Origin of the sequence: Conyzicola nivalis (assembly GCF_014639655.1) — a bacterium.
Classification (GTDB): domain Bacteria; phylum Actinomycetota; class Actinomycetes; order Actinomycetales; family Microbacteriaceae; genus Conyzicola; species Conyzicola nivalis.
In genome coordinates, this window is record NZ_BMGB01000002.1 from 264,951 (window position 1) to 291,634 (window position 26,684).

Genomic DNA, 26,684 nt, shown 5'->3' on the forward strand with positions numbered 1-26,684 from the left:
ACGCACGAAACCCCGCGCCTTCGAGGAGGGCGCGGGGTTTTCCGTTGCTGGAGGCTTACGCCGAGGGCACGTGCCAGTCGCCGGTCGCGAGGTACTGGACCTTCTTGGCGATCGACACCGCATGGTCGGCGAAGCGCTCGTGGTAGCGCGAGGCGAGGGTCGCGTCGACGGTGTCGACCGCTGCACCCTTCCAGGTCTCGCCGAGCACCTTGTCGAACACGCTGAGGTGCAGCGCGTCGATGCGGTCGTCGTCGTTGCGGATCTCTTCGGCCAGACGCGTGTCCTCGGTCGTGAGCAGCTCGACGAGCTTGTTGGCGATGGCGACGTCGAGCGCGCCCAGTTCGCTGAAGGTTCCGCGCAGGCTCTTCGGAACGACCTTGTCGGGGAAGCGGTAGCGCGCGAGCTGCGCGATGTGCTCCGACATGTCGCCCATGCGCTCGAGCGACGCCGAGATGCGCAGGGCGCTCACGACGATGCGCAGGTCGCGGGCGACCGGCTGCTGGCGGGCCAGGATGTTGATGGCGAGCTCGTCGAGCTCGAGGGCGGCGACGTCGATCTTCTCGTCGTCGGCGATGACGGTCTCCGCGAGGGAGACGTTGGAGTCGTTGAACGCCCGGGTGGCGTTGTCGATCGATACCGCGACCAGGGTCGCAATCTCGACGAGGCGCTCCTGTACTTCTCGGAGCTCCTGCTGGAATACCTCGCGCACGTTTTCGTCCCTTTCGGTGTGGACATAGATCGGTCCGCACAGTTCACGCCAGACTGCCCGGACCAGGTGAACAACGCGTGTTGACCAGTTGAACAGTGGGCGAAGTGCAGCGCCTGTGGGGCGCAGCTGTCAGGCTGCCTTCAAGTTGTAACTAACCTAGTGCGTATGGACTCCGGATGGCTGGTGCCCCTGTCGCTTGTCTTCGGTGTCATTGTCGGAGCCGGCATGGTGGCGATCATCGTCGCAGCCGCACAACGCGGTCAGCGTGCGGTCGATGTGGTCAGTTCGGCAGTTCCCGACGGTGTCGACCAGGTGATCGATGCGCTGGAGTCGGCGGGCGTCGTGCTCGATCCCTCGAACAACGTCGTCAAGGTCAGCCCGGGCGCGCTCGCCTTCGGTCTGGTCTCGCACCAGGCCCTCGTGCACGCCGAGCTGGTGAAGCTCGTCGACCGGGTGCGTCGCTCGGGCGAGTCGCTCACCGAAGAGGTGCACATCGCCCGCGGTCCGTTCGGTGACGCCAATCTCTACCTGCAGGTGCGGGTGGCCCGGCTGGGCGCGCGCTATATCCTGCTGCTCGCCGAAGACCGCACCGAGGCCTACCGCCTCGACGACGTGCGGCGCGACTTCGTGGCCAACATCAGCCACGAACTGAAGACCCCGATCGGCGCGGTCAGCCTGCTCGCCGAGGCGCTGGCCATCGCGGCCGACGACCCCGAGCAGGTGCGCAAGTTTGCGAAGCGCCTGACCAAGGAGAGCGAGCGCCTCACCCGCATCACGCAGGAGATCATCGAGCTTTCGAGGCTGCAGGCCGCTGACGCCCTCGCCAAGCCCGAGCTCGTGTCGATCGACCACGTGGTGTCGCTCGCGATCGACCAGAACCACGTGGCGGCCGACGCGAGCGCCGTGCAGCTCGTGAGCGGCGGGGACCACGGCGCCACGGTCTACGGCGACGAGGCCCTGCTCGTGGTGGCCCTGCACAACCTCATCGCCAACGCGATCCAGTACTCTCCGTCGACGTCGCGCATCGGCATCGGCGTGAGCAACACCGACGGCATCGTCGAGATCGCGGTGACCGACCAGGGCATCGGCATCCCCGAGGAAGACCTCGACCGCGTCTTCGAGCGGTTCTTCCGCATCGACCCGGCGCGCAGCAGGAACACGGGCGGCTCCGGACTGGGGCTCAGCATCGTCAAACACGTCGCCCACAACCACGGCGGCGACGTTCGCGTCTGGTCGCAGGTCGGCAACGGTTCCACGTTTACCATTCGACTGCCCGAGGCGACCGACGCCGGGGCCCGCACTGGAGAAGAAAAATGACCTCGATTCTCATCGTCGAAGACGAACAGTCTCTCAGCGAGCCGCTCGCCTACCTGCTCGAACGAGAGGGATACGAGACGACGGTCGCCGCGGACGGCGTCACCGCCGTGGCGGAGTTCGACCGCAACGGCGCCGACCTGGTGCTGCTCGACCTCATGCTGCCCGGCCTTTCCGGCACCGAGGTGTGCCGCGAGATCCGCACGCGCTCGACCGTGCCGATCATCATGCTCACGGCCAAGGACAGCGAGATCGACATCGTCGTTGGCCTGGAGCTCGGCGCCGACGACTACGTGACGAAGCCCTATTCGACCCGCGAGCTGCTGGCCCGCATCCGCGCCGTGCTGCGCCGCCGCCTCGAGGTGGACGACGACCACGAGGCGATCCTCGAGGCCGGCTCCGTGCGTATGGACGTCGAGCGCCACACGGTCACGGTCGACGGCACCGAGACGGCCATGCCGCTCAAGGAGTTCGAGCTGCTCGAACTGCTGCTGCGCAACTCGGGTCGTGTGCTCACCCGCGGGCAGCTCATCGACCGGGTCTGGGGCGCCGACTACTTCGGTGACACCAAGACCCTCGACGTGCACATCAAGCGCATCCGCTCACGCATCGAGAAGGTGCCGTCCGAGCCGACGATGCTCGTGACCGTTCGCGGTCTGGGTTACCGCTTCGAGGCGTAACCCCACGCACAAAAGAGGTGCGGATGCCGCGGCATCCGCACCTCTTTTGTGTCGTTATTCGGCCGCGGGTGTGCTCGTCGGTGACGGCGTGCCCGTGGGCTCGGCCGTCGGGGTGCTCGTGGGTTCGGTCGGCACGAGGGTCGAGTACTCGCCGAGGCTGCCGTCGAACACGGGAACCAGCAGTTCTTTGCCCGGGGTGTCGCCGTACTGCGCGTAGAGCGGCATGAGGCCGCCGATCTCGACGTCGGCGTCGGTGAGGATCACGGAGTCTTCGTCGGGCTGACCGAACGACTTCGAGGAGTTGCCGGCCACGTAGAGCTGCTCTTCGCCCGCGCCGTCGTTGTACTGGAAGCTGACGAAGATGCCCTCGTCGCTGGTGTTGTTCGCGGTCAGCACGAGGTTGACGGTCTCGCCGTCCTCCGAGATCGCGAGCACGTTTCGCAGCTCGATGTCGCCGAGGTTCGCGGCGGTGCCGTCGCTGGGCTCGTACTGGATCAGCGTCGCCTTCTCGGAGAAGAGCGAGCAACCGGTCGTGCCAAGAAGCAGGCCGCCGATGAGGATGGCGGATGCCGCGCCGCGAGCAATCACTGGAGCCTCCAGTACAGAGAAAAGTTTGACCAGAACCGCATGGCTCTGCTGAAGCTTCAGTTTAGCGAGACGCGGTCGCAAAGCCCGGTAAGGCAAGCCTTACTCAGAGGCCATTATGGTAAACTCGACTCTTGCTGAAAGGACCAGAACCCCATGCTGTTTGAGGTCGGCGAGACTGTCGTTTATCCCCATCACGGTGCCGCAACGATCACCGAGGTCAAGACCCGGGTGATCAAGGGCGTCGACAAGCTGTACCTCACACTTCGGGTCGCACAGGGCGATCTGGTCATCGAAGTCCCCGCCGAGAACGTCGACCTGGTGGGTGTGCGGGACGTCATCGGGCGCGAGGGAGTCGACCGGGTCTTCGACGTGCTGCGCGCCGCGTTCACCGAAGAGCCGACTAACTGGTCACGCCGGTACAAGGCTAATCTCGAGAAGCTCGCCACCGGCGACGTGATCAAGGTGGCCGAGGTCGTGCGCGACCTGTGGCGCCGCGACCAAGACAAGGGTCTCTCCGCCGGCGAGAAGAGCATGCTCGCCAAGGCCCGCCAGATACTCGTCTCCGAGCTCGCGCTCGCCGAGAAGACCGACGAAGAAAAGGCATCAACCATGCTCGACGAAGTTCTGGCCTCAGACGCTGTGGCCTCCTAAATCGCGCCCGTGACCGGCTCGACCGTCGCAATCATCGTGGTTGCCGCGGGGAGCGGAACCCGCCTCGGCGCCGCCGAACCGAAGGCACTCGTGACCGTCGGCGGCCAGACGATCCTCGAGCACGCGCTCTCCCGCGTCTTCGACATGACGGATGCCGCGCAGGTCGTCGTCGTGGCGCCGGCCAACCGGCTCGACGATGCCCGCGCCCTCGCGACCCGCGTCGCGGGTGCTGCGACCGACCACGTCACCGTCGTAGCCGGGGGAGACACGCGCCAGCAGTCCGTCTCCGCCGGTCTCGCGGTGCTCGAGCCGGGCGTCGAGGTCGTGCTCGTGCACGACTCCGCGCGCGCGTTCACCCCCGCCGCCCAGTTCGAGGCCGTGATCGCCGCGGTGCGCGCCACCGGCGGCGGCGTCATCCCCGGACTCGCGGTGGCCGACACGATCAAGCAGCTCGACTGGACCGGCGCCGTCGAGCGCACCGTCGACCGCTCGCAGCTCGTCGCCGTGCAGACGCCGCAGGGCTTCCCGCGCGACGGCCTGCTCGGCGCCTACGCGTCGGCGGCCGAGGACTACACCGACGACGCCGCCGTATTCGCGGCGGCCGGCCTGCCGGTGACCGTCGTCGACGGCGACCCGCTCGCGTTCAAGATCACCACCCCGTGGGACCTGCGCCGCGCCGAATCGATCCTCGGGGAGTCGGCCGCGACGGGTGGCACGCTGCGCACCGGCGTCGGCATCGACGTTCACGGTTTCGACCCCGACCAGCCGTTGTGGCTCGGTGGCCTGCACTGGCCGGGGGAGCCCGGCCTCGCCGGTCACAGCGACGGCGACGCCGTGGCGCATGCCGTGTGCGACGCCCTGCTGTCGGCGGCCGGACTCGGTGACATCGGCGGTAATTTTGGCACCGACGATCCACGGTTCGCCGGGGCGCACGGCGACGTGTTCGTGTGCGCGACCGTGCGGCTCGTCATCGAGGCGGGATTCGCCGTTGAGAACGTCGCGGTGCAGATCGTCGGCAACCGTCCGAAGGTCGCGCCCCGTCGCATCCTGATCGAACAGCGCATGAGCGACCTCGTCGGCGCTCCCGTCAGCGTTTCGGCCACGACCACCGACGGCCTCGGCTTCACCGGCCGAGGCGAGGGCGTCACGGCGATCGCCACCGCCCTATTGCGCCGCTAGCGCGGTTGCGCGGCGCGATCGCCACCGCCCTATTGCGCCGCTAGCGCGGTTGCGCGGCGCGATCGCCACCGCCCTATTGCGCCGCTAGTACACGCGCGCCGATAAACTGGCGCGCGTGACTGTGCGCCTCTACGACTCCAAACGCCAAGAAACCACCGACTTCGAGCCCATCGTGGCTGGCCAGGTGGGACTCTACGTGTGCGGCCCCACCGTGCAGTCGTCGCCGCACATCGGGCACCTGCGTTCGGCCCTCGTCTACGACCTGTGGCGCCGCTGGCTCACCTACCGCGGCTTCGACGTGACGCTCGTGCGCAACGTCACCGACATCGACGACAAGATCCTGGCCAACGCTTCGACGGGCTCAGCGCAGGCGGGAGACGGGGGAGAAGAGTGGTGGGCGCTCGCCTACCGCTTCGAGCTCGAGTTCACGGCGGGCTACAACCGGCTCGGCATCCTGCCTCCGACGTACGAACCGCGGGCTACCGCGTCGATCAGCGAGATGCAGCGGATCATCCAGCGTCTCATCGACAACGGCCATGCCTACCCGGCCGAGGGCGACGTCTACTTCGACACCGCCTCGTGGGCCTCGTACGGCGAGCTCACCAACCAGAAGCCCGCCGACATGGTGGCGGCGTCCGACGCTGACCCGCGCGGCAAGCGCGCTCCGCAGGACTTCGCCCTGTGGAAGGGCCACAAGCCCGACGAGCCCGCCTCGGCGGCGTGGGAATCGCCCTGGGGAGCCGGTCGCCCGGGCTGGCACATCGAGTGCTCGGCCATGAGCTCGCGCTACCTCGGCGCCAACTTCGACATCCACGGCGGCGGACTCGACCTGCGCTTCCCTCACCACGAGAACGAGCTCGCCCAGTCGACTGCCGCCGGCGACGCCTTCGCGAACTACTGGGTGCACAACGGCCTGGTCAACGTGAACGGCCAGAAGATGTCGAAGTCGCTCGGCAACTCGATCTACGCCGCCGAGTTCCTCGACCTGGCCCGCCCGTTGGTGATCCGCTACTACCTGGGCGCCGCGCACTACCGGTCCACGATCGACTACCACGACGGAGCGCTCGTCGAGGCGGAGGCGGCGCTCGAACGCATCGAGGTGTTCCTCGACCGCTCGCACCGTCGCATCGCGAACACCAGGTTCTCGGGAACCGGCCTGCCGGTCGTGCCCGCGGAGTTCGCCGAGGCGATGGACGACGACCTCGCCGTCCCCCAGGCGCTCGCTGTACTGCACGAGCGGGTGCGGGCCGGCAACGCGGCGCTCGACAGCGAAGACCTCGCGGTCGTGGCGACCATCCGCGCCGAGATCGTGGCCATGGTCGAGGTTCTCGGAATAAACCCCGACGCACCCGAGTGGGCCACTGTAAGCTCTGTACCGGCGGAACGGGCACTCGCATCCCTCGTCGAACGGCTTATTGCCGACCGTGAGCACGCACGGGAGACCCGCGATTTCAGCGCAGCTGACCGCATTCGTGATGAACTAGTGGCCGCGGGCATCTCTATTGAGGACACCCCGTCAGGCCCCCATTGGAGTATTGAGTCGTGAAGAATCCAGGTAACAAGTCGCGCGCAGGCGCCGTACGCAAGACCAGCACGGGCAAGCAGGTCGGCTCGGGCGGCCAGGGTCGACAGGCCCTCGAGGGCAAGAAGCCGACGCCCAAGGCGGAGGACCGTCCGTACCACCCCGCCGGCAAGCGCAAGGCGGCGAACGAGCGCTTCGAGGCGTCCGGCGGCCGTCGACCCGCCCGCGGCAAAGAGGCTCCCGGCGCCGAACAGCGCCCCCAGCAGCAGCGACGCGCCAAGTCGAGCGACGAGATCGAGGTCGTGACCGGCCGCAACTCGGTGCTCGAGGCCCTGCGCGCCAACATCCCCGCACAGACCCTCTACATGGCCACGCGCATCGAGTACGACGACCGCGTGAAGGAGGTCGTCAAGATCGCGACGACCCGTGGCATCCCGATTCTCGAGGTCATGCGCCCAGAGCTCGACCGCCTCGCTGGCTTCGACTCGGTGCACCAGGGCCTTGCCCTCAAGGTGCCGCCGTACGAGTACGCGCACCCCATGGAGCTGCTCGAGAAGATCGAGAAGTCGGGCCGCGTGCCACTGCTCGTCGCCCTCGACGGCATCACCGACCCACGCAACCTCGGCGCCATCATCCGTTCGGTCGCCGCGTTCGGCGGTCACGGCGTGATCGTGCCGCAGCGTCGTTCGGTCGGCCTCACCGCCTCGGCGTGGAAGACCTCCGCCGGAGCCGCGGCCCGCACGCCCGTCGCCATGGCCACCAATCTCACCGCGACGATCAAGGCGTACAAAGAGGCTGGCGTGTTCGTGCTCGGCCTCGCCGGAGACGGCGACGTGTCGCTGCCCGACCTGCAGCTCGCCAAGGAGCCGGTGTTGCTCGTGATCGGCAGCGAGGGCAAAGGCCTGTCGCGCCTCGTCACCGACAACTGCGACGCGATCGTGTCGATCCCGATCAACGCGTCGACCGAGTCGCTGAACGCCGGCATCGCCGCGTCGGTCGCGCTCTACGAGGTCAGCCGCCTGCGCGCGGCGGCGAAGAAGAAGTAACGCCTCGGCCGGGGCGGCGGGCCGGGTTCGTGATTCAGGATGATTCGGGGCGCCGGTATCAGGCTGCGGCGTGATTGCGCGGGCGGGTCCGGCGGCGCGGGTGATGCGTCCTGAATGACGAACGCCGATCGCGCAACTCAGGCTGGATGTGTGAGGTGAGCCGGGGTGCCGCGCCGACGCGCGGGCGCCGCCGCGGCATCCGCTTTTCTGCGTGAGTTGCGAGACGGGGCGGCGGGCCGGGTTCGTGATTCAGGATGATTCGGGGCGCCGGTACCGGGCTCCGGCGTGATTGCGCGGGCGGGTCCGGCGGCGCGGGTGATGCGTCCTGAATGACGAACGCCGATCGCGCAACTCAGGCTGGTTGTCTTGGGCGAGCCGGGGTGCCGCGCCGACGCGCGGGTGGCGCCGCGGCATCCGCGTTTCTGCCTGAGTTGCGAGACGGGGCCGGCGCGGTCAGACCGTCGAACGCCAGTCGTCGGCGGCCACGTCGACCGGCAGGGTGATCGCGCCGGTGGGCGGGTCGATCACGGTGGCCTCGTCGCGGCGGTGACGAAGCACGTTGTCGACGTAGCTCGACACGGCCTCGGCGAGCGGGATGTCGCGGCTCTCGTTCTGCGCCATGTACCAGCGGTGGTCGAGCAGCTGGTGGAAGATCTCGGCGGGTTCGAGCCGTCCGCGCAGTTCACGCGGGATCGCCCGGATCACGGGCTCGAACACGCGCTGCGCCCACTCGTGCGCCACGACCTCCTCGTCGAGGTTCTGCTTGCCGAAGCTCGCGGTGTACGAGTCGAGGTCGTTGAGCAGTCGGCGCGCCTGGTTCTCCTGCGCGTCGAGTCCGGTGAGGCGCAGCAGTCGCCGCGAGTGGTGGCCGGCGTCGACCACCTTCGGCTGGATGCGCACCTTCGTGCCGGTCTCGTCGGTCTTGATCGCCAGCTCTTCGATGTCGAAGCCGAGGTCGTTGAGGCGCTGCACGCGGTCGTTGATGCGCCAGCGCTCGGAGGAGTCGAACTGCTCGGAGCCGGTGAGCTCTTTCCACAGCGTGCGGTACTGGGCGACGATTCCGTCGCTGATCGCGATCGGGTCGACCTCTTCGGCCATCTTGCCGCCGGCCTGCAGGTCGAACAGCTCGCCGGCGATGTTGACGCGGGCGATCTCGAGGTCGTTCTCGCGCTGCCCGTTGGAGAGGCCGTCGTAGAGCTGGCCGGTCTCGGCGTCGACGAGGTAGGCGGCGAACGCGCCGGCGTCGCGGCGGAAGAGGGTGTTCGAGAGCGACACGTCGCCCCAGAAGAAGCCGACGACGTGCAGGCGCACGAGCAGCACCGCGAGGGCGTCGACGAGGCGGGTCGCGGTGTCGGGGCGCAGGGTCTGCGAGAAGAGGGCGCGGTAGGGGAGCGAGAACTTGAGGTGGCGCGTGACCAAGGATGATTCGAGGGCTTCGCCCGCGGTCGTCGTGCGGTTGGTGATGACGGCGATCGGGTCGACGCAGGGGATGTCGAGCCGCTGCAGGGTGCGCAGCATGTCGTACTCCTTGCGCGCCAGCTCGGCCGAGGTCTCCTTGATCGCGACGACGTAACCGCTCAGGTGCACGAACCGCACCAGGTGGCGTGAGATTCCCTTCGGGAGCGCCGCGATCGTGTCATCCGGCCACACCTCGAGGGGGAGACTCCAGGGGAGGTCGAGCAGGGCGGGATCGACCGTCGCCGCGGTGATGTTCAGTGAGCCACTCATACCGAGAATTCTCCTTTAAATGCTGATCGAGTAGCGCGAAGCGCGTATCGAGATCCGGGTGGGGGTCTCGATACGCGGCTTCGCCGCTACTCGACCGGCGTACAACGACTAGCTTGCGACGACTGCCTTCTTGCTGAGGCGCAGTCCCGACTCGGTGTTGAACACGTGCACGTGGTTCGGCTCGGGAAGCACGAAGACCTTCTCGCCGGCGTTCGGGTGCGAACGGCCGTCGACGCGGGCAACGATGTCGACGCGGTTGCCGTCGATCTCGGTGTGACCGTAGAGGTAGCCGTCTGCGCCGAGCTCCTCGACGAGGTCGACGTCAACCGGGAGGCCCTCGCCGGTCGCCGAGACACGGATGTCTTCGGGGCGAATTCCGATGGTGACCTTCTTGGCGGTCGCTTCACCGAGGGTGTCGCGGTCGACAGCGGCGATCGCCGTGCCGAACTTGAGGCCGCCGTCGACGACGTCGGCGTCGAACAGGTTCATCGCGGGCGAGCCGATGAATCCGGCGACGAACACGTTCTGAGGCTGTTCGTAGAGGTCGCGGGGCGTTCCGACCTGCTGGAGCACGCCGTCCTTCAGGACCGCGATGCGGTCGCCCATGGTGAGGGCCTCGGTCTGGTCGTGGGTCACGTAGACCGTGGTGACGCCGAGGCGACGCTGCAGCGAGGCGATCTGCGTGCGGGTCTGCACGCGCAGCTTGGCGTCGAGGTTCGACAGCGGCTCGTCCATCAGGAACACCTGCGGCTGGCGCACGATCGCGCGGCCCATGGCGACGCGCTGACGCTGTCCACCGGAGAGCGCCTTCGGCTTGCGGCCGAGGTAGGGCTCGAGGTCGAGCAGCTTGGCGGCCTCGAGCACGCGGGTGGCGCGCTCGTCCTTGCCGATACCGGCGATCTTGAGCGCGAAGCCCATGTTCTCGGCGACGGTCATGTGGGGGTACAGCGCGTAGTTCTGGAAGACCATCGCGATGTCGCGGTCCTTCGGCGGAACGTCGGTGACGTTGCGGTCACCGATGAGGATGTTGCCGTCGTTGACCTCTTCGAGGCCGGCGAGCATGCGCAGGGAGGTGGACTTTCCGCAACCGGAAGGGCCGACGAGGACGAGGAATTCGCCGTCTGCGACCGAGAGGTCGAGTGCGTCGACGGCGGGGCGGGTGGAACCCGGGTAGAGGCGGGTTGCCTTGTCAAAAGTGACTGATGCCATGACTAGTAATGCTCCTTCACCGGCAGGTACGTGCCGGACGATCCGAGTGAATGGACAGCGACTAGACGTCGCCACAGTCATTATTGCACTTTCACGCGTTCAGCCGTCGTTTGGGCGATTCCCAGAGTCCGCTCCTAAGATCAAACAGTCCATGGCATTGTGCTGTCCCGGCACGGACATTTCTCCCCAACTTCTGGTTTCAGCGAGGTTCTTTTGACACACGGCATTTCTGGCAGCGATCGCCAGAGCAAAAACGAACGGCGGGAAGCCGCCCGCGAGAAGGCGAAAGCGCTGCGCGACAGCCAGCGCAAGAAGGACCGCCGCAGCAAGGTGGTGCTGCAGGGCAGCGTCATCCTCGTCGCCGTGGCCATCGTCGCGGTCGTGGCCTTCGCCATCGTGACGACGATCAAGCCGGCCAGCCCGGGCCCGCGCAACATGCTCAGCGACGGCATCCTCATCGGCGAGGGTCTGACCGCCACGCCGACGGCCGCCCTGCAGCCCGGGGCCGACCCGGTGCCGAACCTGCGCAACGACGACGACGACGTCATCCGTATTCAGATGTACGTCGACTACTTCTGCCCGATCTGCGGCCAGTTCGAGAAGGCCAACGGCGACCAGCTCACCACCTGGCTCGAGAGCGGCGCCGCGAACGTCGAGATCTTCCCGATGGCGATCCTCGACCGCGCGTCGCAGGGAACGAAGTATGCCACCCGCGCCGCCAACGCCGCGGCCTGCGTCGCCGACACCTCGCCCGACAAGTACTACGACTTCCACAACAGCCTCTTCGCGAACCAGCCCGAGGAGGGCACGGTCGGTCTCACCGACCCCGAGCTCATCTCGCTGACCAAGGAGGTCGGCGTCGAGAATCCCCGCGTCGTCGAGAACTGCATCAAGGACCAGAAGTTCAAGAACTGGGTGGCCGACGCCCGCACCCGGGCGCAGAACGGACCGATCGTCGACAGCAACATCGAGAAGATCGCCGGCACCCCGACCGTGATCGTCAACGGCCTCAAGTACACGGGGGCTCTCGACGACGCCAAGGCGTTCTCCGCGTTCGTCATCCAAGCCGAGAACACCAACTTCAACGAGAGCTCGACGGCGACGCCCACGCCGACCCCCGCTCCGTAGGGGTCGTGCCGTAGCGTTAGGGCATGCGCGAAGAACAAGCCCGGATCATCCAGGATCTCAACGTCCAGCCCCAGATCGACGCGGAGGCGGAGATCGACCGCCGCGTCGGCTTCCTCTGCGACTACCTGCGGTCGACGGGGGCCAAGGGCCTCGTGCTCGGCATCAGCGGCGGGCAGGACTCGTCGCTCGCCGGCCGGCTCTGCCAGCTGGCGGTCGAACGTCTCGCCGCCGAGGGGGTGACCGTCGAGTTCGTCGCCGTGCGCCTGCCCTACGCCGTGCAGGCCGACGAGGAGGACGCGCAGCTCGCCGTCTCGTTCATCCGCCCGACCCGCGTCGTCACCTTCGACATCAAGCGCGGTGTCGACGGCGTGGCCGACGAGTTCGCCGATGCCGTCGGCGCGAAGATCAGCGACTTCACCAAGGGCAACACGAAGGCGCGCATGCGCATGGTGGCCCAGTACGCGCTCGCCGGCGACCACGGCCTGCTCGTCGTCGGGACCGACCACGCTGCCGAGGCGATCACGGGCTTCTTCACCAAGTTCGGCGACGGCGGCGCCGACATCCTGCCGCTCTCCGGCCTGACCAAGCGGCAGGGCCGCGCGCTGCTCGAGACCCTCGGCGCCCCCGAGCGCCTCTACCTCAAGCACCCCACCGCCGACCTGCTCGACGAGAACCCCGGGCAGACCGACGAGAACAATCTCGGCATCAAGTATTCCGAGATCGACGACTTCTTGGAGGGCAAGGACGTGGATGACACGGTGGCCGACGCCCTCGTCGCGCGGTATCGCGCCACCGAGCACAAGCGCCAGCTGCCGGTGACCCCGGCCGACTCCTGGTGGCACACGAAGTAGTTGACAAAGCGCAACTAAGTCGTATAGTTGACATAGATCAACTGATTATGGCCCTCACCGACGAGCACCCGCTCGCGTGGGGGTCATTGTCGTGAATGGGAAAAACCGTGTCAGAAACAACCGCTCCACCGGCCATGACGCACCGCCAGGTGCTCGAGGCTCTCTCCGGCCTGCTCGCCGGTCTCTTCGTCGCCGTGCTCGCATCGACCGTCGTGTCGACGTCGCTGCCGAAGATCATCTCCGACCTCGAGGGCGACCAGACCGCCTACACCTGGGTCGTCGTCTCCACGCTGCTGGCCACCACGGTGAGCACGCCCATCTGGGGCAAGCTCGCCGACCTGTTCAACCGCAAGCTGCTCGTGCAGATCGCGATCGTGGTCTTCGTGCTCGGCTCGGCGCTCGCCGGATTCTCGCAGGGCACCGACACCCTCATCGTGTTCCGGGTGCTGCAGGGCCTAGGTGCCGGCGGCGTCATCTCGCTCGTGCAGGTGCTCATCTCCGACATCGTCAGCCCGCGTGAGCGCGGCCGCTACGTCGGGCTGCTCGGAGCCGTGCTCGCGGTCGGTACCGCCGGCGGCCCGCTGCTCGGCGGAGTGATCACCGACACCATCGGCTGGCGCTGGAACTTCTACGTCGCGGTGCCGTTCGCTGTGCTGGCCCTCATCCTCATCCAGCGCACCCTGCACCTGCCCAAGCGGCCCAAGCGCACAGTGTCGATCGACTACCTCGGCGCGGTGCTCATCGCCGCGGGCGTCTCGCTGCTGCTCATCTGGGTCTCGCTCGCGGGCAACCAGTTCGAGTGGAACTCGGCCACCTCGTGGTTCATGGCCGTCGGTGCGGCCGTCTTGCTCGCCGCCGCCGTGGTCACAGAGATCGTGGTGAAGGAGCCCATCCTGCCGATGAACCTCTTCAAGAACCGCAGCTTCACGCTCGTGGTCGTGGCGAGCCTCACGGTCGGTGTGGCGCTGTTCGCGTCGTCGGTGTTCCTCAGCCAGTACTGGCAGCTCAGCCGCGGTGCCAATCCGACCCAGTCGGGGCTGCTCAGCCTCCCGCAGGTGGTCGGTTCGCTCGTGGCATCCACCCTCATCGGCACCCTGATCAGCCGCACCGGCAAATGGAAGCGCTGGATGGTGGTCGGCGCCTCGCTGCTCACCGTCGGTCTCGGCCTGATGGCGACCATCCGCTACGACACCGACATCACCCTCGTGTCGATCTACCTCGCCCTGATGGGCCTCGGGCTCGGCATGGTGATGCAGAACCTCGTACTCGTGGTGCAGAACTCGGTGGACGTGCGCCAGATCGGTGCGGCGAGTTCGGCCGTGGCGTTCTTCCGCAGCCTCGGCGGCACGCTCGGTGTCTCGATCCTCGGCGCGGTGCTCGCGTCGCAGGTAGCGGGCCACATCACCGAGGGCATCGTGAAGATCAGCGCCCCGGCGAGCGAGCTCAAGGCGCTCGCCTCCGGTACCATCCCCGACGTGAACGAGCTGTCGAAGCCGGTGCGGGTGCTCGTCGAGAGCGCCTACGGCCAGGCAATTGGCGAGATCTTCCTCATCGCCGCTCCGCTCGCGCTCATCACCCTGCTCTGCATCATCTTCCTGCCTAACGCCGAGCTCGGCACCAAGACCGGCGTGCAGCAGCTCGCCGAGACCGAGGCGGAGCTGCTGCTCAACGTGGCCGGCGGCGAGGCCGTCGTGCCGAGCGCCGTCACGCGTCCGGTGCCCGTGATCAAAGATTCGGATGCTCGTGCCTGATTCCCCGGAGTCCGACGCGGCCCGCGACGTCTACGCGCTCGAGATCGAGCAGGGCGTCGCGGTGCTGTACCGCGCGAGCAAGGCGCGGGTGAAGCGCCTCGTCGAGCACCTCGACCCCGACATGCAGACCGCCGGCTACCTCGTGCTGCGCTACGTGATGGCGCACGAGCCGATCCGCGCCGGCGACGTCGCGGCGGGACTGTCGATGGACAAGAGCGCCGTCAGCCGCCAGCTCACCGCGCTCCGCGAGAGCGGGCTCATCGAGGCGCAGCCCGATCCGGAGGACGGCCGGGCCAGCCTCGTGGTGTCGAGCGTCAAGGCCAACGAACGGCTCGACGAGTTCCGGGTCGAGTTGAAGAGCGACTACCGCCGCATGCTCGCCAGTTGGGACGCCGCGGACATCGAGGCCTTCGCCCGGCTGCTGAACAAGTTCAACGAGTCGCGCTAGGCGCCCAGCGCGGCCGCCACGCGGTCCCACCACGCGGCCGAGGCGGCACGGTTCGACTCGGCGAGGGAGAGCCCGCGCGCGCGGATGGCCTCGCGGTCGTTCCAGACCCCGGATGCCACGGCCGGCGCCGCACCCGCGACGAGTTGCGCGGCACTGACCAACGAGCTCTGGCCGAAGTTGCCGAGGGCGCCGGTGAGCTTCGTGGTCGTGTACTCGTCGACGGGGATGCCGATGGTGGGCACGCCGCCCGAGACCGCGAACACGGCGGGGTGGTAGCGGCTGCTGACGACGAGGGCGGCGCCGCGGGCGAGCCGTGCCGCCGCGACCGAGTCGCCCTCGTTGAGCGTGGCGACGCGGGTGGTGGCCATACGGGCGATCACGGCGTCGTGCATCACCGTGTCGCCGCGCGACTCGGTCGCGTCGAGGGAGGCGAAGTGGGCGTAGAAGCGGACGTCGAGTCCGGTGGTCTCGACCACGTGGTCGAGCAGGTCGGCGACCGCCTGCTGAAACTCGTCGCGGTTCTCGGCGCCGACGTGGGTCGAGAGCGAGACGAGGCAGTACGGGGTGGCGGTGTCGGCCGAGGCATCCGCGACTCTGTCCTGTTCGCTCAGGAAACTGGCGTCGTCCACCGTCTGCGCGAGCAGCGTGGGGTCGACGCCGAGTTCGAGCGAGAGGGCGTGCGAGGGCTTCTCGCGCAGGCCGACCAGTCGGGCCGACGAGAGCAGGGTCGCGACGAGGGCGCGGTCGGCGTCGTCGAGGTGCGGGCCGATCGTCTGGCCGGAGACGACGAACGGCTTGCCGAGCAGGCGGGCGATCTCGCCGATCGTCGCGCGCTCGAAGATGTGCGACGGCCAGGTGCTGGCCATGTTGCCGCCGCCCGAGACGGCCACTCCGTCGCTCGCCCGGATGGCCTCGATCACGGCGAGGGCGCTGTCGTCCGCGGCCAGCAGGCCGGTTTCGCCCGCGGCAGTGCGCACCACGCGCTGCATGCGGTCGGCCTGCTCGTCGCGCGTCTTCTGGGTGCGGAAACCGATGCCGGCGACCGCGTCGATGCCGTAACGCTCCCGGGTCTCGGCGGGGTTGGACGAGATGCCGGTGATGCCGTCGACGCCGCGGCGACGCAGCTGGTAGACCATCTCGTCGAACATGGCCTCGTCGCCGACGTGCACCATGCTGTCGATCACTCCGACGTCACCGATTACTACTATTCGCAAACTCTTCACTCCGGGCGCTGGGATCGATCCCGCACGCCGCGGGCCGGAACCACGTTAGTCGACTTACATGACGCTGTGAGTCGCCCGCCGCTCGCGCGCGCAACCGGACTAACTACTGTCGGTTAGACGAGACGACCCACCACGAGAGACCAGCCATGACGACGAGCCGCTTCGACGAGATCAGCCGCCAACAGCTGAGCCGCCCCGACAGCCGCAAGTGGAGCCTGCACCCCGGCACCATCGGCGCGTGGGTCGCCGAGATGGACTTCGGCACCGCGCCCGAGGTCACCGCGGCCCTGCACCGCGCCATCGACGACGGCGACCTCGGCTATCTCGCGCCGGCTACGACGCGACGCATGGCGGAGGCCACCTCGGCGTGGTTGAAGAACGACTGTCGGTGGGACATCGCGCCCGAGAACATCCACCCGGTCTCCGACGTGATGTCCGCCCTCGAGGTGGCGATCACCAAGTTTTCTCCCGACGGTACAGGCGTCATCATCCCGACGCCCGCCTACATGCCGTTCCTCAGCTTCGTACCCACCCTCGGCCGCGAGGTCTTCCAGGTCCCCGGCCTCGTCACCGACGGACGGTGGAGCCACGACCTCGAGGCCATCGACCGGGCCTTCCACGCCGGCGCCCGCACCCTCATCCTGTGCAACCCGCAGAACCCCACCGGCACCGCCATCGGGCGCGACGAGCTCGAGGCCATCGCCGCGGTCGTCGAGCGTCACAACGGCCGCGTCTTCGCCGACGAGATCCACTCGCCGCTGCGCTACGGCAATGCGCCGCACGTCCCCTACGCCTCCGTCTCGCCGGCGGCGGCGAAGCACACGATCACCGCCACCTCGGCCTCGAAGGCGTGGAACCTGCCCGGCCTCAAGGCCGCCCAGCTGATCACCTCGAACGAGGCCGACGAGGAGCTCTACCAGATCTTCGGCTTCGCGGTTCTGCACGGTGCATCCACCCCCGGCGTCATCGCGGCCACGGCCGCCTATTCGCACGGCCGCGAGTGGCTCACCGAGGTCACCGACTACCTCGACGGCAGCCGGTTCCTGCTGCGCGACCTGCTGGCCGAGCACCTGCCCGAGGTGAAATACACGGTTCCGGATGCCACGTACATCGCCTGGTTGGACTGCTCCGCTCTCGGCATCCAGGGTTCCCTCGGCGACTTCTTCCGCACCGAGGCCGGAGTGGCGCTCACCGACGGCGCGCTGTGCGGCACCGGATACGAAGACCACGTGCGCATCATCTTCGCGATGCCGCGCCCGATTCTCGAAGAAACAGTCATCAGCATGGCCGCCGCCGTGCGTCGATCGAGGGAGTGACAGTGACCGACCACGAGGTGTTCGAGCCCGAGTACGACTGGCAGGGCTACGCGTTCGACACCCGGCAGGTGCACGCCGGCGAGTACGACGACCTGAATAGCGGCGCCCGCGTCTCGCCCATCGCGATGACGGCCGGTTACCGGTTCGGCTCGTTCGACGACGCGCGCGGCCGGTTCGCCGGCGAGAACGACGGTCTCATCTACTCGAGGCAGCGCAACCCCTCGGGCAACGTGGCCGAGAAGCGCATCGCGTCGCTCGAGGGCGGCACCGAGGCGATCGTCGTCGCTTCCGGGCAGGCGGCCATCACGTCGGCGCTGCTGTCCCTCGCCGGCAGCGGCGACCGCATCGTGTCGACCGCGAGCATCTACAGCGGCACCCGCATCCTCTTCGGCCGCAGCTTCGCCCGCTTCGGCGTGACCGTCGATTACGTCTGGGACGAGAACGACGACGACGAGTGGGACCGCCTGATCACTCCCGAGACCAAGGCCATCTTCAGCGAGACGATCCCCAACCCGAAGAACGACATCGTCGACATCGGCCGGGTGGCCGCGGTCGCGAAGCGCCACGGCATCCCGTTCGTCGTCGACAACACCATTGCGACGCCGTTCCTTATCCGCCCGTTCGAGCACGGCGCCGACATCGTGGTGCACTCGTCGACCAAGTTCTTCTCCGGTCACGGCGCCGCCATCTCGGGCACGATCGTCGATGGCGGGACCTTCGACTGGGTGGGCGCCAACCGGCCGTTCCCGCTCATCACCCAGCCGGCCGCTCCCGGGCTGCCGTCGGTTGCCGAGCGTTACGGGAACACCGCCTACGCCCGCGCCACCCGCGAGGCCGTCGTCAACGACATCGGACCGGCGCTGTCGCCGTTCAACTCGTTCCTGCTGCACCAGGGCATCGAGACCCTCTCGCTGCGCATGGAGCGTCACCTCTCCAACTCGGTGACGATCGCTGAGTGGCTCACCACCCACCCGAGAGTCGAGAGCGTCGACTACGCAGGCCTGCCCGGCAACTCGCGCACCGAGCTGGCGCAGCGCCTCTACGGCGGACGCAGCGGCTCGGTCTTCTCGGTCACCGTGCGCGGGGGAGAGCAGGGCGCCCGCCGGTTCCTCGACCGGCTGCGTGTCGTGAGCCGTATGACGAACATCGGCGACACCCGTTCCATGGCGCTTCATCCGGCCACCACGACGCACATCTCGTTCCCGCAAGACCTGCGCGACCGTCTCGGCATCTCGCCCGGCCTCATCCGGCTGTCGATCGGCATCGAAGACGTGGGCGACCTCATCGCCGATCTCGACCGCGCCCTGGCGCCCTAGGTCCTGGCGGTGCGAGGGCGCGAACCGGCGCGTGCGCGGGCCCGGCGCGTAGACTCTATGGGTGACTGACACCGCGCAGACGACCCGGACCGACGCCCTCGGCGACGCCGAACTGGCCGCCATCCGCGCCGATTTCCCGATCCTGTCGACCGTGGTCAACGGCGCGCCGCTCGTCTACCTCGACTCCGGTGCCACGTCGCAGAAGCCGGTGCAGGTGCTCGACGCCGAACGTGTCTTCTACGAGCGCGACAACGCCGCCGTGCACCGCGGCGCGCACATGCTGGCCGCGCTCGCCACCGAGACCTTCGAAGACGCCCGCGCGACCGTGGCCAGGTTCGTCGGCGCCCGTGAAGACGAGATCGTCTGGACATCCAACGCGACCGAGGGCATCAACCTCATCGCCTACGCCGTCTCGAACGCGAGCCTCGGCCGCGGTGGCCACGCGGCGCGCGCGCTGCGCATCGGCCCGGGCGACGAGATCGTGGTCACCGAGATGGAACACCACGCCAACCTGCTGCCGTGGCAGGAGCTCGCGGCACGCACCGGTGCCACCCTGCGGTACATCTCGATCCTCGACGACGGCTCGCTCGACCCGCAGAGCGTCGACGCGGTGATCACCGACCGCACCCGCATCCTCGCGTTCACCCACGTGTCCAACGTGCTCGGCATCGTGAACCCCGTCGCCGACCTGGTCGCCCGCGCGAAGGCGGTGGGCGCGCTCACCGTGCTCGACGCCTGTCAGTCCGCGCCGCACATGACGCTCGATGTCGTCGCCCTCGGCGTCGACTTCGCCGTGTTCTCGGGCCACAAGATGCTCGGTCCGACGGGCATCGGCGTGCTCTACGGCCGCGCCGACCTGCTGAACGCCATGCCGCCGTTCCTCACCGGCGGCTCGATGATCACCACCGTCACCATGGAGTCGGCCGAGTACCTGCCCGCTCCCCAGCGCTTCGAGGCCGGAACCCAGCGCATCTCGCAGACGGTCGGCCTCGCCGCGGCCGTGCGGTACCTCGAGAGCGTCGGGTTGCAGCGCATCGCCGAGCACGAGTCCCGACTGGGCGAGCGTCTCGTCGCCGGACTGTCGTCGATCGCGGGCGTGCGGGTGCTCGGGCAGCCCGCCGGCACCCACCGGGTGGGTCTCGCCAGCTTCGACGTCGCCGGCGTGCACTCGCACGACGTCGGCCAGTTCCTCGACGACCGCGGCATCGCCGTGCGGGTCGGCCACCACTGCGCGCAGCCGCTGCACCGCCGCCTCGGCGTCACGTCGTCCACCCGCGCGAGCGCCTACCTGTACTCGACCGACGCCGAGATCGACCAACTGCTCACCGGCGTCGCAGACGCCACCACCTTCTTCGGAGTCGGCTCATGAGTTCTTCAGAACTGCAGGCGCTCTACCAAGAGCTGATTCTCGACCACTCGCGCCATCCGCAGGGTTTCGGACTCACGACCGAGGCGACCGCATCGTCGCACCAGGTGAACCCGACCTGCGGCGACGAGGTGACGCTGCAACTGCACGTCGAGCCCGGCACCGACCTCGTGACCTCGGTCACCTGGGAGGGCCACGGTTGCGCCATTTCGCAGGCCTCGGCCTCGCTGTTCACCGAGATGGCCGTCTCGCTCACCCTCGACGACCTGCAGGGCCGCATCGAGCTGTTCCGCACCGCCATGCGCTCGCGCGGGGCGATCGAACCCGACGAAGAGGTGCTCGGCGACGCGGCGGCGCTCGGCGGTGTCTCGAAGTACATCGCCCGCGTGAAGTGCGCGATGCTGGCCTGGGTCGCGGCGGAGCACGCCATCGCCCAGGCGCGAGTGGCCAGCGCTTAGCGATAGCGCGTTTCCCGCCGCCAGTCCCGGTGGAATTCGCCCGCGACGCTGACGGTTATTGTCGCTGTATGAAAAGCATCACGTTCGCGAGCGGCACGCTCATCACGAGCACCGCGGTCGCCTCGGCGCTGCTCGAGTACGCCTCTCAGCTGTCGGCCGCCAACAACAGCGTCATCGTCGACGTACCCGCACTCGAGGCTGACGGTACTATTACCACGCACAACATCGTTCTGAGTTCCGCGATCCAGTTCGACGTCGCCGACGTCGAGGTCGATTCGGATGCTTTCACCGACGAAAGCGAGTTTCCCGTCCCCGAGATGCCGCAGCTCGACGACATGGTCGCCGTCGAACCGCGCGCCACGGCCGCCGAAGACGCGAAGAACTTCGACCGCGCAATCGCCGACATCGACAGCGCATTCGACTAGCATCCGTATTTCAAGCCAGACCCGTGAGGACCCCGTGGGCAAGTTCATCTATGGCACGCCATCCATCAGCGTGGAATTCGACGACCGAATTCTCGCCCACCTGAAAGTGGTCATCCTCGCCAAGCTGCGCCGTGGCGAGAGCTTCACGTTTTCGTGGGAGTACAAGTCGTCGCAGGGCAGCGGACACAGTTCCATCTGGCTGCACCCGGCCATCCCGCTGCAGTTCGACTTCTACGGCAAGAAGGACCCGACGCTGAACCGTGTCTGGCTCGAAGAACTCGTGCAGCTGGCCAACACCCCGGCCGGTCTCAGGATCATCCCGGAACCCGCCGGCTCCCCGCAGCAGTCGGAGACTTGATCCGCGACGTGTCCAACCCGAATGCGAGCCAGCTCATCGTAGAGATCACTCACATCAACTCCGAGATCGTCAGATTTCGCGAAATCACCCCCGACTTCCGGTGGATCGACGTCAAATTCTTCGCCTACTCCGGAGTGGGCAACCCTAAAGACGTGCTGGCCGCCGTGATCGCCAACCCCTGGTACAACGACGACTACGCCAGCCCCTCCGGCGCGCTGCCCGAGCCGTCGCGCGGGTTGCACGGTCCCTTCCGGCTCGACCACATCACGGTGGGCTCTTTCGACAAGTCGTCGGCGCGCAAGTGCCGCGAGACCGTGCGCACGTGGGCCGGCCAGCTCGGCCCGTTGCCGAAGGAGTTGACGGTCAAGTACGACAGTTTCGTCGCGCACGTTCTCGAGGGAGCGTCCGCGGTGTTCAGGCTGACCGATTTGGATGACACGGCGCGACACCCCTGGGGCGGCCAGCTGGGCGTGCTCGGGTTCCACGAGTTCGTGGTCATCTCGCCGAAGTCGAAGACCATAGCACTGCTGGTGGCGAGCGACGACTGAGCGGGTGCTCGCCTAGGGTTGGTCTATGTCCGACGAGATGCACACCCGCCCCTCCCCGCGCGAGCTGATGACCGACCGGCTGGGCGTGCTCAGCATCCGCAGCGCGCAGATCGTCGTCGTGCTGCTGCTGGCCGTCGCTGCGGTCTACGCGCTCATCCAGCTCAAACTCGTCGTGATCCCGCTGCTCATCGCGGTCATCCTCGCCGCGGCGCTCAGCCCCGTCATCACCTTCCTCCGCCGGCGTGGTGTTTCCGCGATCCTCGCCACCTGGATCACCCTCATCTCAGGACTCGTGGTATTCGGCGGACTCATCACCCTCATCGTGTTCGCGGTGCGCGACCAGTGGGGCGAGCTCGTGTCATCCGCCTCCGACGGCATCGACCAACTGCACGAGTTCGTCGAAAACGGTCCGTTCCCCGTCGACCAGGCGCAGCTGGACTCCTTCCGCGACACGGTCGTCGACTTCCTCACCAGCAGCCAGTTCGGCTCGGGCGCGCTCGCCGGGGTCTCGGTCGCGGGCGAGCTGATCACCGGTGTGCTGCTCGCCGTCGTCATCCTGTTCTTCTTCCTCAAAGACGGCGACCGCATCTGGGCGTTCTTCCTGCGCCCGTTCCGCGGTCACGTGCTCGAGCGCGGGCACCGCATCGGCCGTGTCGCCGTGAAGACCCTCGGCGGCTACGTGCGCGGCACCGCGACCGTCGCCGCGGTCGACGCCATCGCGATCGGCGTCGGCGTCGCGATCATCGGCGTTCCCCTCGCCCTGCCCTTGGCCGTGATCGTGTTCCTGTCGGCGTTCATCCCGCTCATCGGAGCCACGGTCGCCGGCATCCTCGCGGCGCTGGTGGCGCTCGTCGCCAACGGTCCCGTCGCGGCTCTCATCGTCGTGATCATCGTGATCGCGGTGAACCAGCTCGAGGGCAACTTCCTGCAGCCCGTCGTTATGGCGCAGTCGCTCAAGCTGCACCCGCTCGTCATCCTGCTCGCCCTCACCGCCGGAACCATTCTCGGCGGCATCATCGGCGCGGTGCTGTCGGTGCCGATCGCCGCCGTGGCCTGGGCGATCATCAAGACGTGGAGCGCCCCGGCCGAGCCCGAGGCGCCGACCGATCCCGCGATCGAGCAAACCGCGGTCTGATGACGCCCGCCTTCGAGCTGCTCGGCTCGTTCACCGAGCCCGGCCTCGCCGAGGACGCCGCGACCGGTGCCGAACGCATCGGCCTCGCGGGGCTGCTCGCGCGACGCGGACACCGCGCTCGACGGGTGCGAGTGCCCGGGGTCGCGGCCGTGGAGGGCTTCCGCTGGCGGCTCATCGACGTGTTCAACCAGCGGTGGTGGCCGCAGGGCATCGCGGTCGGCGAGTTCGAGGGACGCCCCGTAGCGATCACCAGCTGGTACGCGCAGGCCAGACGCGGCGTCGAGCAGGGTTCCCGCGTGAGCATCGTCGACCTGAGCGATCCGCGGAAGCCGCGCTACACGCACGTGCTGCTCGTCGCCCCGCGGCGCACGGCGGACGGCACCGCGTTCGACCCCGTGATGGTGCACGCCGGCGGCATCGTCTGGTCGGGCGACCGGCTGCTGGTGGCGGCGACCGGTGGGGGATTCCGTGAATTCCGGCTCTCCGGCATCCTGAGCATGCCGCGACGGGGCCTGCTGCGCCGCGGATCCGGCCCCTTCGGCTACCGCTACCTGCTGCCCGAGTTCGGCAGCTTCGCACCGCCGGAATCGCCGGAAGCGCCGCTGCGCTACTCGTTCATCGCACTCGAAAACGACGACGACGCGGCCGAGTTGCGGTTGGTCAGCGGCGAGTACAGCAAGAAGGGCAAGCCGCGGCTCGCACGGTTGCGGGTGCTCGACGGGCGGGCGACGGTCGACGCGACGCACGTTCCCGGGATCCCGGAGATGCAGGGAGTGGTGCTGGCGGATGACACGTGGTTCGTCAATGCCAGCCGGGGCGACAAGCTCGGCGGCGACCTGTGGGTGGGCACGCCCGACGGCATGACCCGGCACGAGCACGTGCTGCCGCCCGGCCCGGAGGACCTGGCGCTCTGGCCCGCCCGCCGCCAGGTCTGGTCGGTGACCGAGTTTCCCGGCAAGCGCTGGGTCTACGCGGTCGACGTCGACGCGTGGCTGCCGCCGGTCGAGTAGGTCGATCTGGTCGCGAAAGTGCACCTATGCACGGTGCGCGCCCGTGCCGACCCGCCACAACTGCACTATCGCGCGCGCCGCGCTCAGCGCCCAGCGCGCTCAGTGTTTCCAGAAGCCCGAGAACGTGATGCGGTCTTTGGGGAGGCCGAGTCGGTGCAGTTGGCGGCGTCCCTCGGTGGCCAGCTTCGACTCGCCGACCACGAAGCCGTAACCGTTCGGGTCGAGCGGCGGGTACTCCTTGAGCGCGGCGAGGGTCTTCACGCCGGCCACGAGGTTCGAGTCGTCGCGCACGACCCACGAGATGTCGACGCCGGCCGGGCGCGGCAGGTCGCGCCGGTCGAGGTGGGTGGGCACCTCCTGGATGACGCGGCCGACGGTGTCGTGCGGCAGGGAGCGCAGGATGCCGGCGACCGCGGGCAGCCCGCTCTCGTCGGCGACGAGCAGCACCTCGGAGGCGTCGTCGGGCCGGTCGAAGATGATGCCCTGGTCGAGGAACGCGAACTCGTCACCCGGCTCGACGCTGCAGGCCCAGATGGCGGCGCCGCCCTCGAGCGAGCCGTCGGCGCCCCGGTGGATGACGAAGTCGATGTCGATCTCGCCGGTCTCGGGTCGGTAGTCGGCCACGGTGTAGTTCGCGCAGTGCGGACGCGCGTGTTCGGGGATGGCGAGGAATTCCTTGTACCACTTCGTGCCGCTCAGCTCAGGAAGCACGAACTGGCCCTGGTGCGGCCGGCGCAGGAACAGGCGGAACCAGTGGTCGTAGCCCATCCACGGGAAGTCCTTCAGGCCGTCGCCACCGGCCGTCACGCGCCGCAGGCTCGGCGTGAGGTCGTAACTCGCGATGACCTCGGCCCGATAGAGCCGCGGGTCGGTCGGCACGGTTCGGGAAGACTTTTTCGGCACGAACTGAGGCTAGCCTAAGCTAACCGCCCGCCGCCAAGAATTTTTGCTGCGAAGAGACGGTGGATGTCGCGGGGCCCGGGCCCCGCGACATCCGAAGGTCAGTTCGTTCCGATCAGGCGAGCGTCGCGATGTCGATCACGAAGCGGTAGCGCACGTCGGAGGCGAGCACGCGCTCGTAGGCCTCGTTGATGGCGTCGGCGGCGACCAGCTCGGTCTCGGGCGCGATGCCGTGCTCGGCGCAGAAGTCGAGCATCTCCTGCGTCTCGCGGATGCTTCCGATGCTCGAACCGGCGAACGATCGGCGGTTGTTGAACAGGGTGAAGACCTGCACCGGGAGCGGCTCGGGCGGGGCGCCGACGCTCACGAGGGTGCCTTCGAAGCGCAGCAGCGCGAGGTAGGCGTTGATGTCGATCTTCGCGCTCACCGAGTTGATGATGAGGTCGAACGAGTTGGCGAGCGTCTCGAAGGTCGCGGGGTCGTTCGTCGCGTAGTAGTGGTCGGCGCCGAGACGCAGGCCGTCCTCCTGCTTGCTCAGGCTCTGCGAGAGCACGGTGACCTCGGCGCCCATGGCGTGCGCGATCTTGACGGCCATGTGGCCGAGGCCGCCCATTCCGACGACGGCGACCTTCTTGCCGGGGCCCGCGTTCCAGTGGGCGAGCGGCGAGTAGGTGGTGATTCCGGCGCAGAGCAGGGGAGCGGCCTTCTCGAAGGGGATCGAGTCGGGCACCTTGAGCACGAAGTCTTCGACCACGACGACGTGGGTGGAGTAGCCGCCCTGGGTGATGGTCCCGTCCACGTCGACGGCGGCGTAGGTGCCGGTGTTGCCGTTGAGGCAGTACTGCTCGTTACCGGCGAGGCAGTTCTCGCACTCGCGGCAGGAGTTGACCATGCAGCCCACGCCGACCTTGTCGCCGACCTGGTGCAGCGACACCTCGGAGCCGACCTCGGTGACGTAGCCGACGATCTCGTGGCCGACGACCTGCGGGTAGGAGATGGGGCCCCACTCGCCGCGCACGGTGTGGATGTCGGAGTGGCAGATGCCGGCGTACCTGATCTCGATCAGCACGTCTTTCGGGCCGACGTCGCGGCGTTCGATGGTGGTCTTGACGAGGGGCTCGGTCGCGGAGGGCGCGGCGTAGGCGTTGACAGTAAGCATGCGTCTCAATCTACGCGGTGCGACATGTGTGGCTTATAGGAGTGCGGGTGGATTAATTCTGCACCGGTGCATAAACTGCAGGAATGCAGCATCCGCCCGTTTCGCGCCGCGAGCTCAATCGCGCGCAGTCGGCCGACGCGATCCACACCGCCGCCGTGTCCCTCGTGCTGCGTCACGGACTCGCTGGCGCCACCGTCGACGCGATCGCCGAGCAGGCGGGCGTCTCGCGCCGCACGTTCTTCAACTACTTCCCGACAAAGGAGGACGCGGTTCTCGCCACGCGGCCGCCGCGGTTGTCGGCGCACGACCTCGAGGCTTTCGGCTCGTCGACGGATGACACGTTCGCGCGGGTAGTCCGGTTGATGTCTGCCGCGGTGCGCTCGGTCTTCGACGACCTGCCGTCGTTCGCCGCCAAGCGTCAGCACCTGCTCAAGCTGCACCCCGCGCTGCGCGAGCGGGTCGAACGGCAGGTGCGCGATGCCGAGACGCTCGTGAAGGAGGCGCTCGCCGCGTCGGAGCCCGCCGCGCCCTCGCTTCCGCTGCTGATGATCGCGGGCACCGTCATGCGGTACGCGTTCACGCCCGCCGAAGACGGATCGATCGACGACTCCGCCGAGGCGATCGACCGCGCGATCGAACAGTTCCGCGCCGTTCTCTGACCCGCCC

Annotated in this window: 27 protein-coding genes; 20 read left to right on the top strand and 7 right to left on the bottom strand. The window is 68.1% G+C overall.

Translation table 11 applies throughout. From position 1 onward, the window contains the following. Positions 1-55: 55 nt before the first annotated feature. Positions 56-709, bottom strand: a complete 654-nt coding sequence (gene phoU / locus IEV96_RS14745) for a phosphate signaling complex protein PhoU (RefSeq protein WP_188511508.1) — start codon at positions 707-709, stop codon at positions 56-58. A 165-nt stretch (positions 710-874) separates the two neighbouring features. Between phoU and IEV96_RS14750 the strand changes: the two genes are divergently transcribed. Both IEV96_RS14750 and IEV96_RS14755 read left to right on the top strand, forming a co-directional pair. After that, complete coding sequence (locus IEV96_RS14750; RefSeq protein ID WP_188511509.1) at positions 875-2,026, top strand: sensor histidine kinase; 1,152 nt, start codon at positions 875-877, stop codon at positions 2,024-2,026. Beyond that, complete coding sequence (locus tag IEV96_RS14755; RefSeq protein ID WP_188511510.1) at positions 2,023-2,703, top strand: response regulator; 681 nt, start codon at positions 2,023-2,025, stop codon at positions 2,701-2,703. Before IEV96_RS14750 ends, IEV96_RS14755 begins: the two co-directional genes overlap by 4 nt. A 54-nt stretch (positions 2,704-2,757) precedes the next feature. Here IEV96_RS14755 and IEV96_RS14760 read toward each other — a convergent pair whose 3' ends face one another. Further along, the gene (locus IEV96_RS14760; RefSeq protein WP_188511511.1) at positions 2,758-3,291 is read right to left on the bottom strand and encodes a hypothetical protein; all 534 of its coding nucleotides are present in this window, start codon (positions 3,289-3,291) and stop codon (positions 2,758-2,760) included. Between the two features lie 153 nt (positions 3,292-3,444). Between IEV96_RS14760 and IEV96_RS14765 the strand changes: the two genes are divergently transcribed. The 4 genes from IEV96_RS14765 to rlmB all read left to right on the top strand — a co-directional run bounded on the left by IEV96_RS14765 (position 3,445) and on the right by rlmB (position 7,689). Beyond that, positions 3,445-3,942 carry a CarD family transcriptional regulator gene (locus tag IEV96_RS14765; protein WP_188511512.1) on the top strand — a complete coding sequence of 166 codons (498 nt, stop codon included), beginning with the start codon at positions 3,445-3,447 and terminating at the stop codon, positions 3,940-3,942. Next, a complete protein-coding gene (gene ispD / locus IEV96_RS14770; RefSeq protein WP_188511837.1) occupies positions 3,943-5,121 on the top strand; it encodes a 2-C-methyl-D-erythritol 4-phosphate cytidylyltransferase in 1,179 nt (392 codons plus the stop codon). Positions 5,122-5,236: 115 nt separating this feature from the next. Then, entirely contained in the window at positions 5,237-6,667 is a 1,431-nt protein-coding gene (gene cysS, locus IEV96_RS14775; RefSeq protein ID WP_188511513.1) for a cysteine--tRNA ligase, read from the top strand. Then, positions 6,664-7,689 carry a 23S rRNA (guanosine(2251)-2'-O)-methyltransferase RlmB gene (gene rlmB / locus IEV96_RS14780; RefSeq protein WP_188511514.1) on the top strand — a complete coding sequence of 342 codons (1,026 nt, stop codon included), beginning with the start codon at positions 6,664-6,666 and terminating at the stop codon, positions 7,687-7,689. Before cysS ends, rlmB begins: the two co-directional genes overlap by 4 nt. Before the next feature lie 453 nt (positions 7,690-8,142). Here the strand turns inward: rlmB and IEV96_RS14785 are convergent, their stop codons facing one another. Continuing rightward, the gene (locus IEV96_RS14785; RefSeq protein WP_188511515.1) at positions 8,143-9,417 is read right to left on the bottom strand and encodes a DUF4032 domain-containing protein; all 1,275 of its coding nucleotides are present in this window, start codon (positions 9,415-9,417) and stop codon (positions 8,143-8,145) included. A gap of 108 nt (positions 9,418-9,525) precedes the next feature. After that, positions 9,526-10,626 carry an ABC transporter ATP-binding protein gene (locus IEV96_RS14790; RefSeq protein WP_188511516.1) on the bottom strand — a complete coding sequence of 367 codons (1,101 nt, stop codon included), beginning with the start codon at positions 10,624-10,626 and terminating at the stop codon, positions 9,526-9,528. A 213-nt stretch (positions 10,627-10,839) separates the two neighbouring features. Here IEV96_RS14790 and IEV96_RS14795 point away from each other — a divergent pair, with 213 nt between their 5' ends. The 4 genes from IEV96_RS14795 (at position 10,840) to IEV96_RS14810 (ending at position 14,804) form a co-directional block, all read left to right on the top strand. After that, a complete protein-coding gene (locus IEV96_RS14795; RefSeq protein WP_229733435.1) occupies positions 10,840-11,754 on the top strand; it encodes a DsbA family protein in 915 nt (304 codons plus the stop codon). Positions 11,755-11,777: 23 nt separating this feature from the next. Further along, positions 11,778-12,605: an NAD(+) synthase gene (gene nadE, locus IEV96_RS14800; protein WP_188511517.1), complete on the top strand. Its 828-nt coding sequence runs from the start codon at positions 11,778-11,780 to the stop codon at positions 12,603-12,605. Between the two features lie 134 nt (positions 12,606-12,739). Next, the gene (locus IEV96_RS14805; protein WP_188511839.1) at positions 12,740-14,356 is read left to right on the top strand and encodes an MDR family MFS transporter; all 1,617 of its coding nucleotides are present in this window, start codon (positions 12,740-12,742) and stop codon (positions 14,354-14,356) included. After that, the gene (locus IEV96_RS14810) at positions 14,349-14,804 is read left to right on the top strand and encodes a MarR family winged helix-turn-helix transcriptional regulator (protein ID WP_188511518.1); all 456 of its coding nucleotides are present in this window, start codon (positions 14,349-14,351) and stop codon (positions 14,802-14,804) included. The genes IEV96_RS14805 and IEV96_RS14810 overlap by 8 nt, the downstream gene beginning before the upstream one ends. Here the strand turns inward: IEV96_RS14810 and IEV96_RS14815 are convergent. Further along, entirely contained in the window at positions 14,801-16,018 is a 1,218-nt protein-coding gene (locus tag IEV96_RS14815) for a polysaccharide pyruvyl transferase family protein (RefSeq protein WP_229733436.1), read from the bottom strand. The two genes, IEV96_RS14810 and IEV96_RS14815, sit on opposite strands and share 4 nt — an antisense overlap. Before the next feature lie 155 nt (positions 16,019-16,173). Here IEV96_RS14815 and IEV96_RS14820 point away from each other — a divergent pair, with 155 nt between their 5' ends. From IEV96_RS14820 to IEV96_RS14860, 9 genes are all read left to right on the top strand, one after another. Further along, the gene (locus IEV96_RS14820; protein ID WP_188511520.1) at positions 16,174-17,343 is read left to right on the top strand and encodes a MalY/PatB family protein; all 1,170 of its coding nucleotides are present in this window, start codon (positions 16,174-16,176) and stop codon (positions 17,341-17,343) included. A gap of 2 nt (positions 17,344-17,345) precedes the next feature. Beyond that, on the top strand, positions 17,346-18,659 hold the full coding sequence (locus IEV96_RS14825; RefSeq protein WP_229733437.1) for an O-acetylhomoserine aminocarboxypropyltransferase/cysteine synthase family protein: 1,314 nt from the start codon (positions 17,346-17,348) through the stop codon (positions 18,657-18,659). A 61-nt stretch (positions 18,660-18,720) separates the two neighbouring features. Beyond that, on the top strand, positions 18,721-20,028 hold the full coding sequence (locus IEV96_RS14830; protein ID WP_188511521.1) for an aminotransferase class V-fold PLP-dependent enzyme: 1,308 nt from the start codon (positions 18,721-18,723) through the stop codon (positions 20,026-20,028). Next, on the top strand, positions 20,025-20,483 hold the full coding sequence (gene sufU, locus IEV96_RS14835) for a Fe-S cluster assembly sulfur transfer protein SufU (protein ID WP_188511522.1): 459 nt from the start codon (positions 20,025-20,027) through the stop codon (positions 20,481-20,483). Before IEV96_RS14830 ends, sufU begins: the two co-directional genes overlap by 4 nt. 68 nt (positions 20,484-20,551) lie before the next feature. Further along, the gene (locus IEV96_RS14840; RefSeq protein WP_188511523.1) at positions 20,552-20,908 is read left to right on the top strand and encodes a hypothetical protein; all 357 of its coding nucleotides are present in this window, start codon (positions 20,552-20,554) and stop codon (positions 20,906-20,908) included. A 34-nt stretch (positions 20,909-20,942) separates the two neighbouring features. Beyond that, positions 20,943-21,266, top strand: a complete 324-nt coding sequence (locus tag IEV96_RS14845) for a DUF7882 family protein (protein ID WP_188511524.1) — start codon at positions 20,943-20,945, stop codon at positions 21,264-21,266. A gap of 8 nt (positions 21,267-21,274) precedes the next feature. Continuing rightward, the gene (locus IEV96_RS14850; RefSeq protein ID WP_188511525.1) at positions 21,275-21,814 is read left to right on the top strand and encodes a hypothetical protein; all 540 of its coding nucleotides are present in this window, start codon (positions 21,275-21,277) and stop codon (positions 21,812-21,814) included. A 25-nt stretch (positions 21,815-21,839) separates the two neighbouring features. Next, positions 21,840-22,949 (top strand): AI-2E family transporter, encoded by a 1,110-nt coding sequence (locus IEV96_RS14855; protein WP_188511526.1) that lies wholly within the window; start codon positions 21,840-21,842, stop codon positions 22,947-22,949. Further along, complete coding sequence (locus tag IEV96_RS14860) at positions 22,949-23,959, top strand: hypothetical protein (RefSeq protein ID WP_188511527.1); 1,011 nt, start codon at positions 22,949-22,951, stop codon at positions 23,957-23,959. Before IEV96_RS14855 ends, IEV96_RS14860 begins: the two co-directional genes overlap by 1 nt. A 99-nt stretch (positions 23,960-24,058) precedes the next feature. Here IEV96_RS14860 and IEV96_RS14865 read toward each other — a convergent pair whose 3' ends face one another. Then, positions 24,059-24,862, bottom strand: a complete 804-nt coding sequence (locus IEV96_RS14865) for a siderophore-interacting protein (RefSeq protein WP_229733438.1) — start codon at positions 24,860-24,862, stop codon at positions 24,059-24,061. A 112-nt stretch (positions 24,863-24,974) separates the two neighbouring features. Continuing rightward, positions 24,975-26,018 (bottom strand): NAD(P)-dependent alcohol dehydrogenase, encoded by a 1,044-nt coding sequence (locus tag IEV96_RS14870; protein ID WP_188511528.1) that lies wholly within the window; start codon positions 26,016-26,018, stop codon positions 24,975-24,977. An 83-nt stretch (positions 26,019-26,101) separates the two neighbouring features. Between IEV96_RS14870 and IEV96_RS14875 the strand changes: the two genes are divergently transcribed. After that, positions 26,102-26,677, top strand: a complete 576-nt coding sequence (locus IEV96_RS14875) for a TetR/AcrR family transcriptional regulator (protein WP_188511529.1) — start codon at positions 26,102-26,104, stop codon at positions 26,675-26,677. The last annotated feature ends 7 nt before the right edge of the window (positions 26,678-26,684 follow it).

Coding starts and splice junctions, on each gene's coding strand:
- IEV96_RS14785 (WP_188511515.1), bottom strand. CDS start 9,417: ATGAGTGGCTCACTGAACATCACCGCGGCGACGGTCGATCCCGCCCTG.
- IEV96_RS14840 (WP_188511523.1), top strand. CDS start 20,552: ATGAAAAGCATCACGTTCGCGAGCGGCACGCTCATCACGAGCACCGCG.
- nadE (WP_188511517.1), top strand. CDS start 11,778: ATGCGCGAAGAACAAGCCCGGATCATCCAGGATCTCAACGTCCAGCCC.
- IEV96_RS14820 (WP_188511520.1), top strand. CDS start 16,174: ATGACGACGAGCCGCTTCGACGAGATCAGCCGCCAACAGCTGAGCCGC.
- IEV96_RS14750 (WP_188511509.1), top strand. CDS start 875: ATGGACTCCGGATGGCTGGTGCCCCTGTCGCTTGTCTTCGGTGTCATT.
- IEV96_RS14790 (WP_188511516.1), bottom strand. CDS start 10,626: ATGGCATCAGTCACTTTTGACAAGGCAACCCGCCTCTACCCGGGTTCC.
- IEV96_RS14765 (WP_188511512.1), top strand. CDS start 3,445: ATGCTGTTTGAGGTCGGCGAGACTGTCGTTTATCCCCATCACGGTGCC.
- IEV96_RS14860 (WP_188511527.1), top strand. CDS start 22,949: ATGACGCCCGCCTTCGAGCTGCTCGGCTCGTTCACCGAGCCCGGCCTC.
- IEV96_RS14805 (WP_188511839.1), top strand. CDS start 12,740: ATGACGCACCGCCAGGTGCTCGAGGCTCTCTCCGGCCTGCTCGCCGGT.
- sufU (WP_188511522.1), top strand. CDS start 20,025: ATGAGTTCTTCAGAACTGCAGGCGCTCTACCAAGAGCTGATTCTCGAC.
- IEV96_RS14755 (WP_188511510.1), top strand. CDS start 2,023: ATGACCTCGATTCTCATCGTCGAAGACGAACAGTCTCTCAGCGAGCCG.
- IEV96_RS14875 (WP_188511529.1), top strand. CDS start 26,102: ATGCAGCATCCGCCCGTTTCGCGCCGCGAGCTCAATCGCGCGCAGTCG.
- IEV96_RS14870 (WP_188511528.1), bottom strand. CDS start 26,018: ATGCTTACTGTCAACGCCTACGCCGCGCCCTCCGCGACCGAGCCCCTC.
- IEV96_RS14855 (WP_188511526.1), top strand. CDS start 21,840: ATGTCCGACGAGATGCACACCCGCCCCTCCCCGCGCGAGCTGATGACC.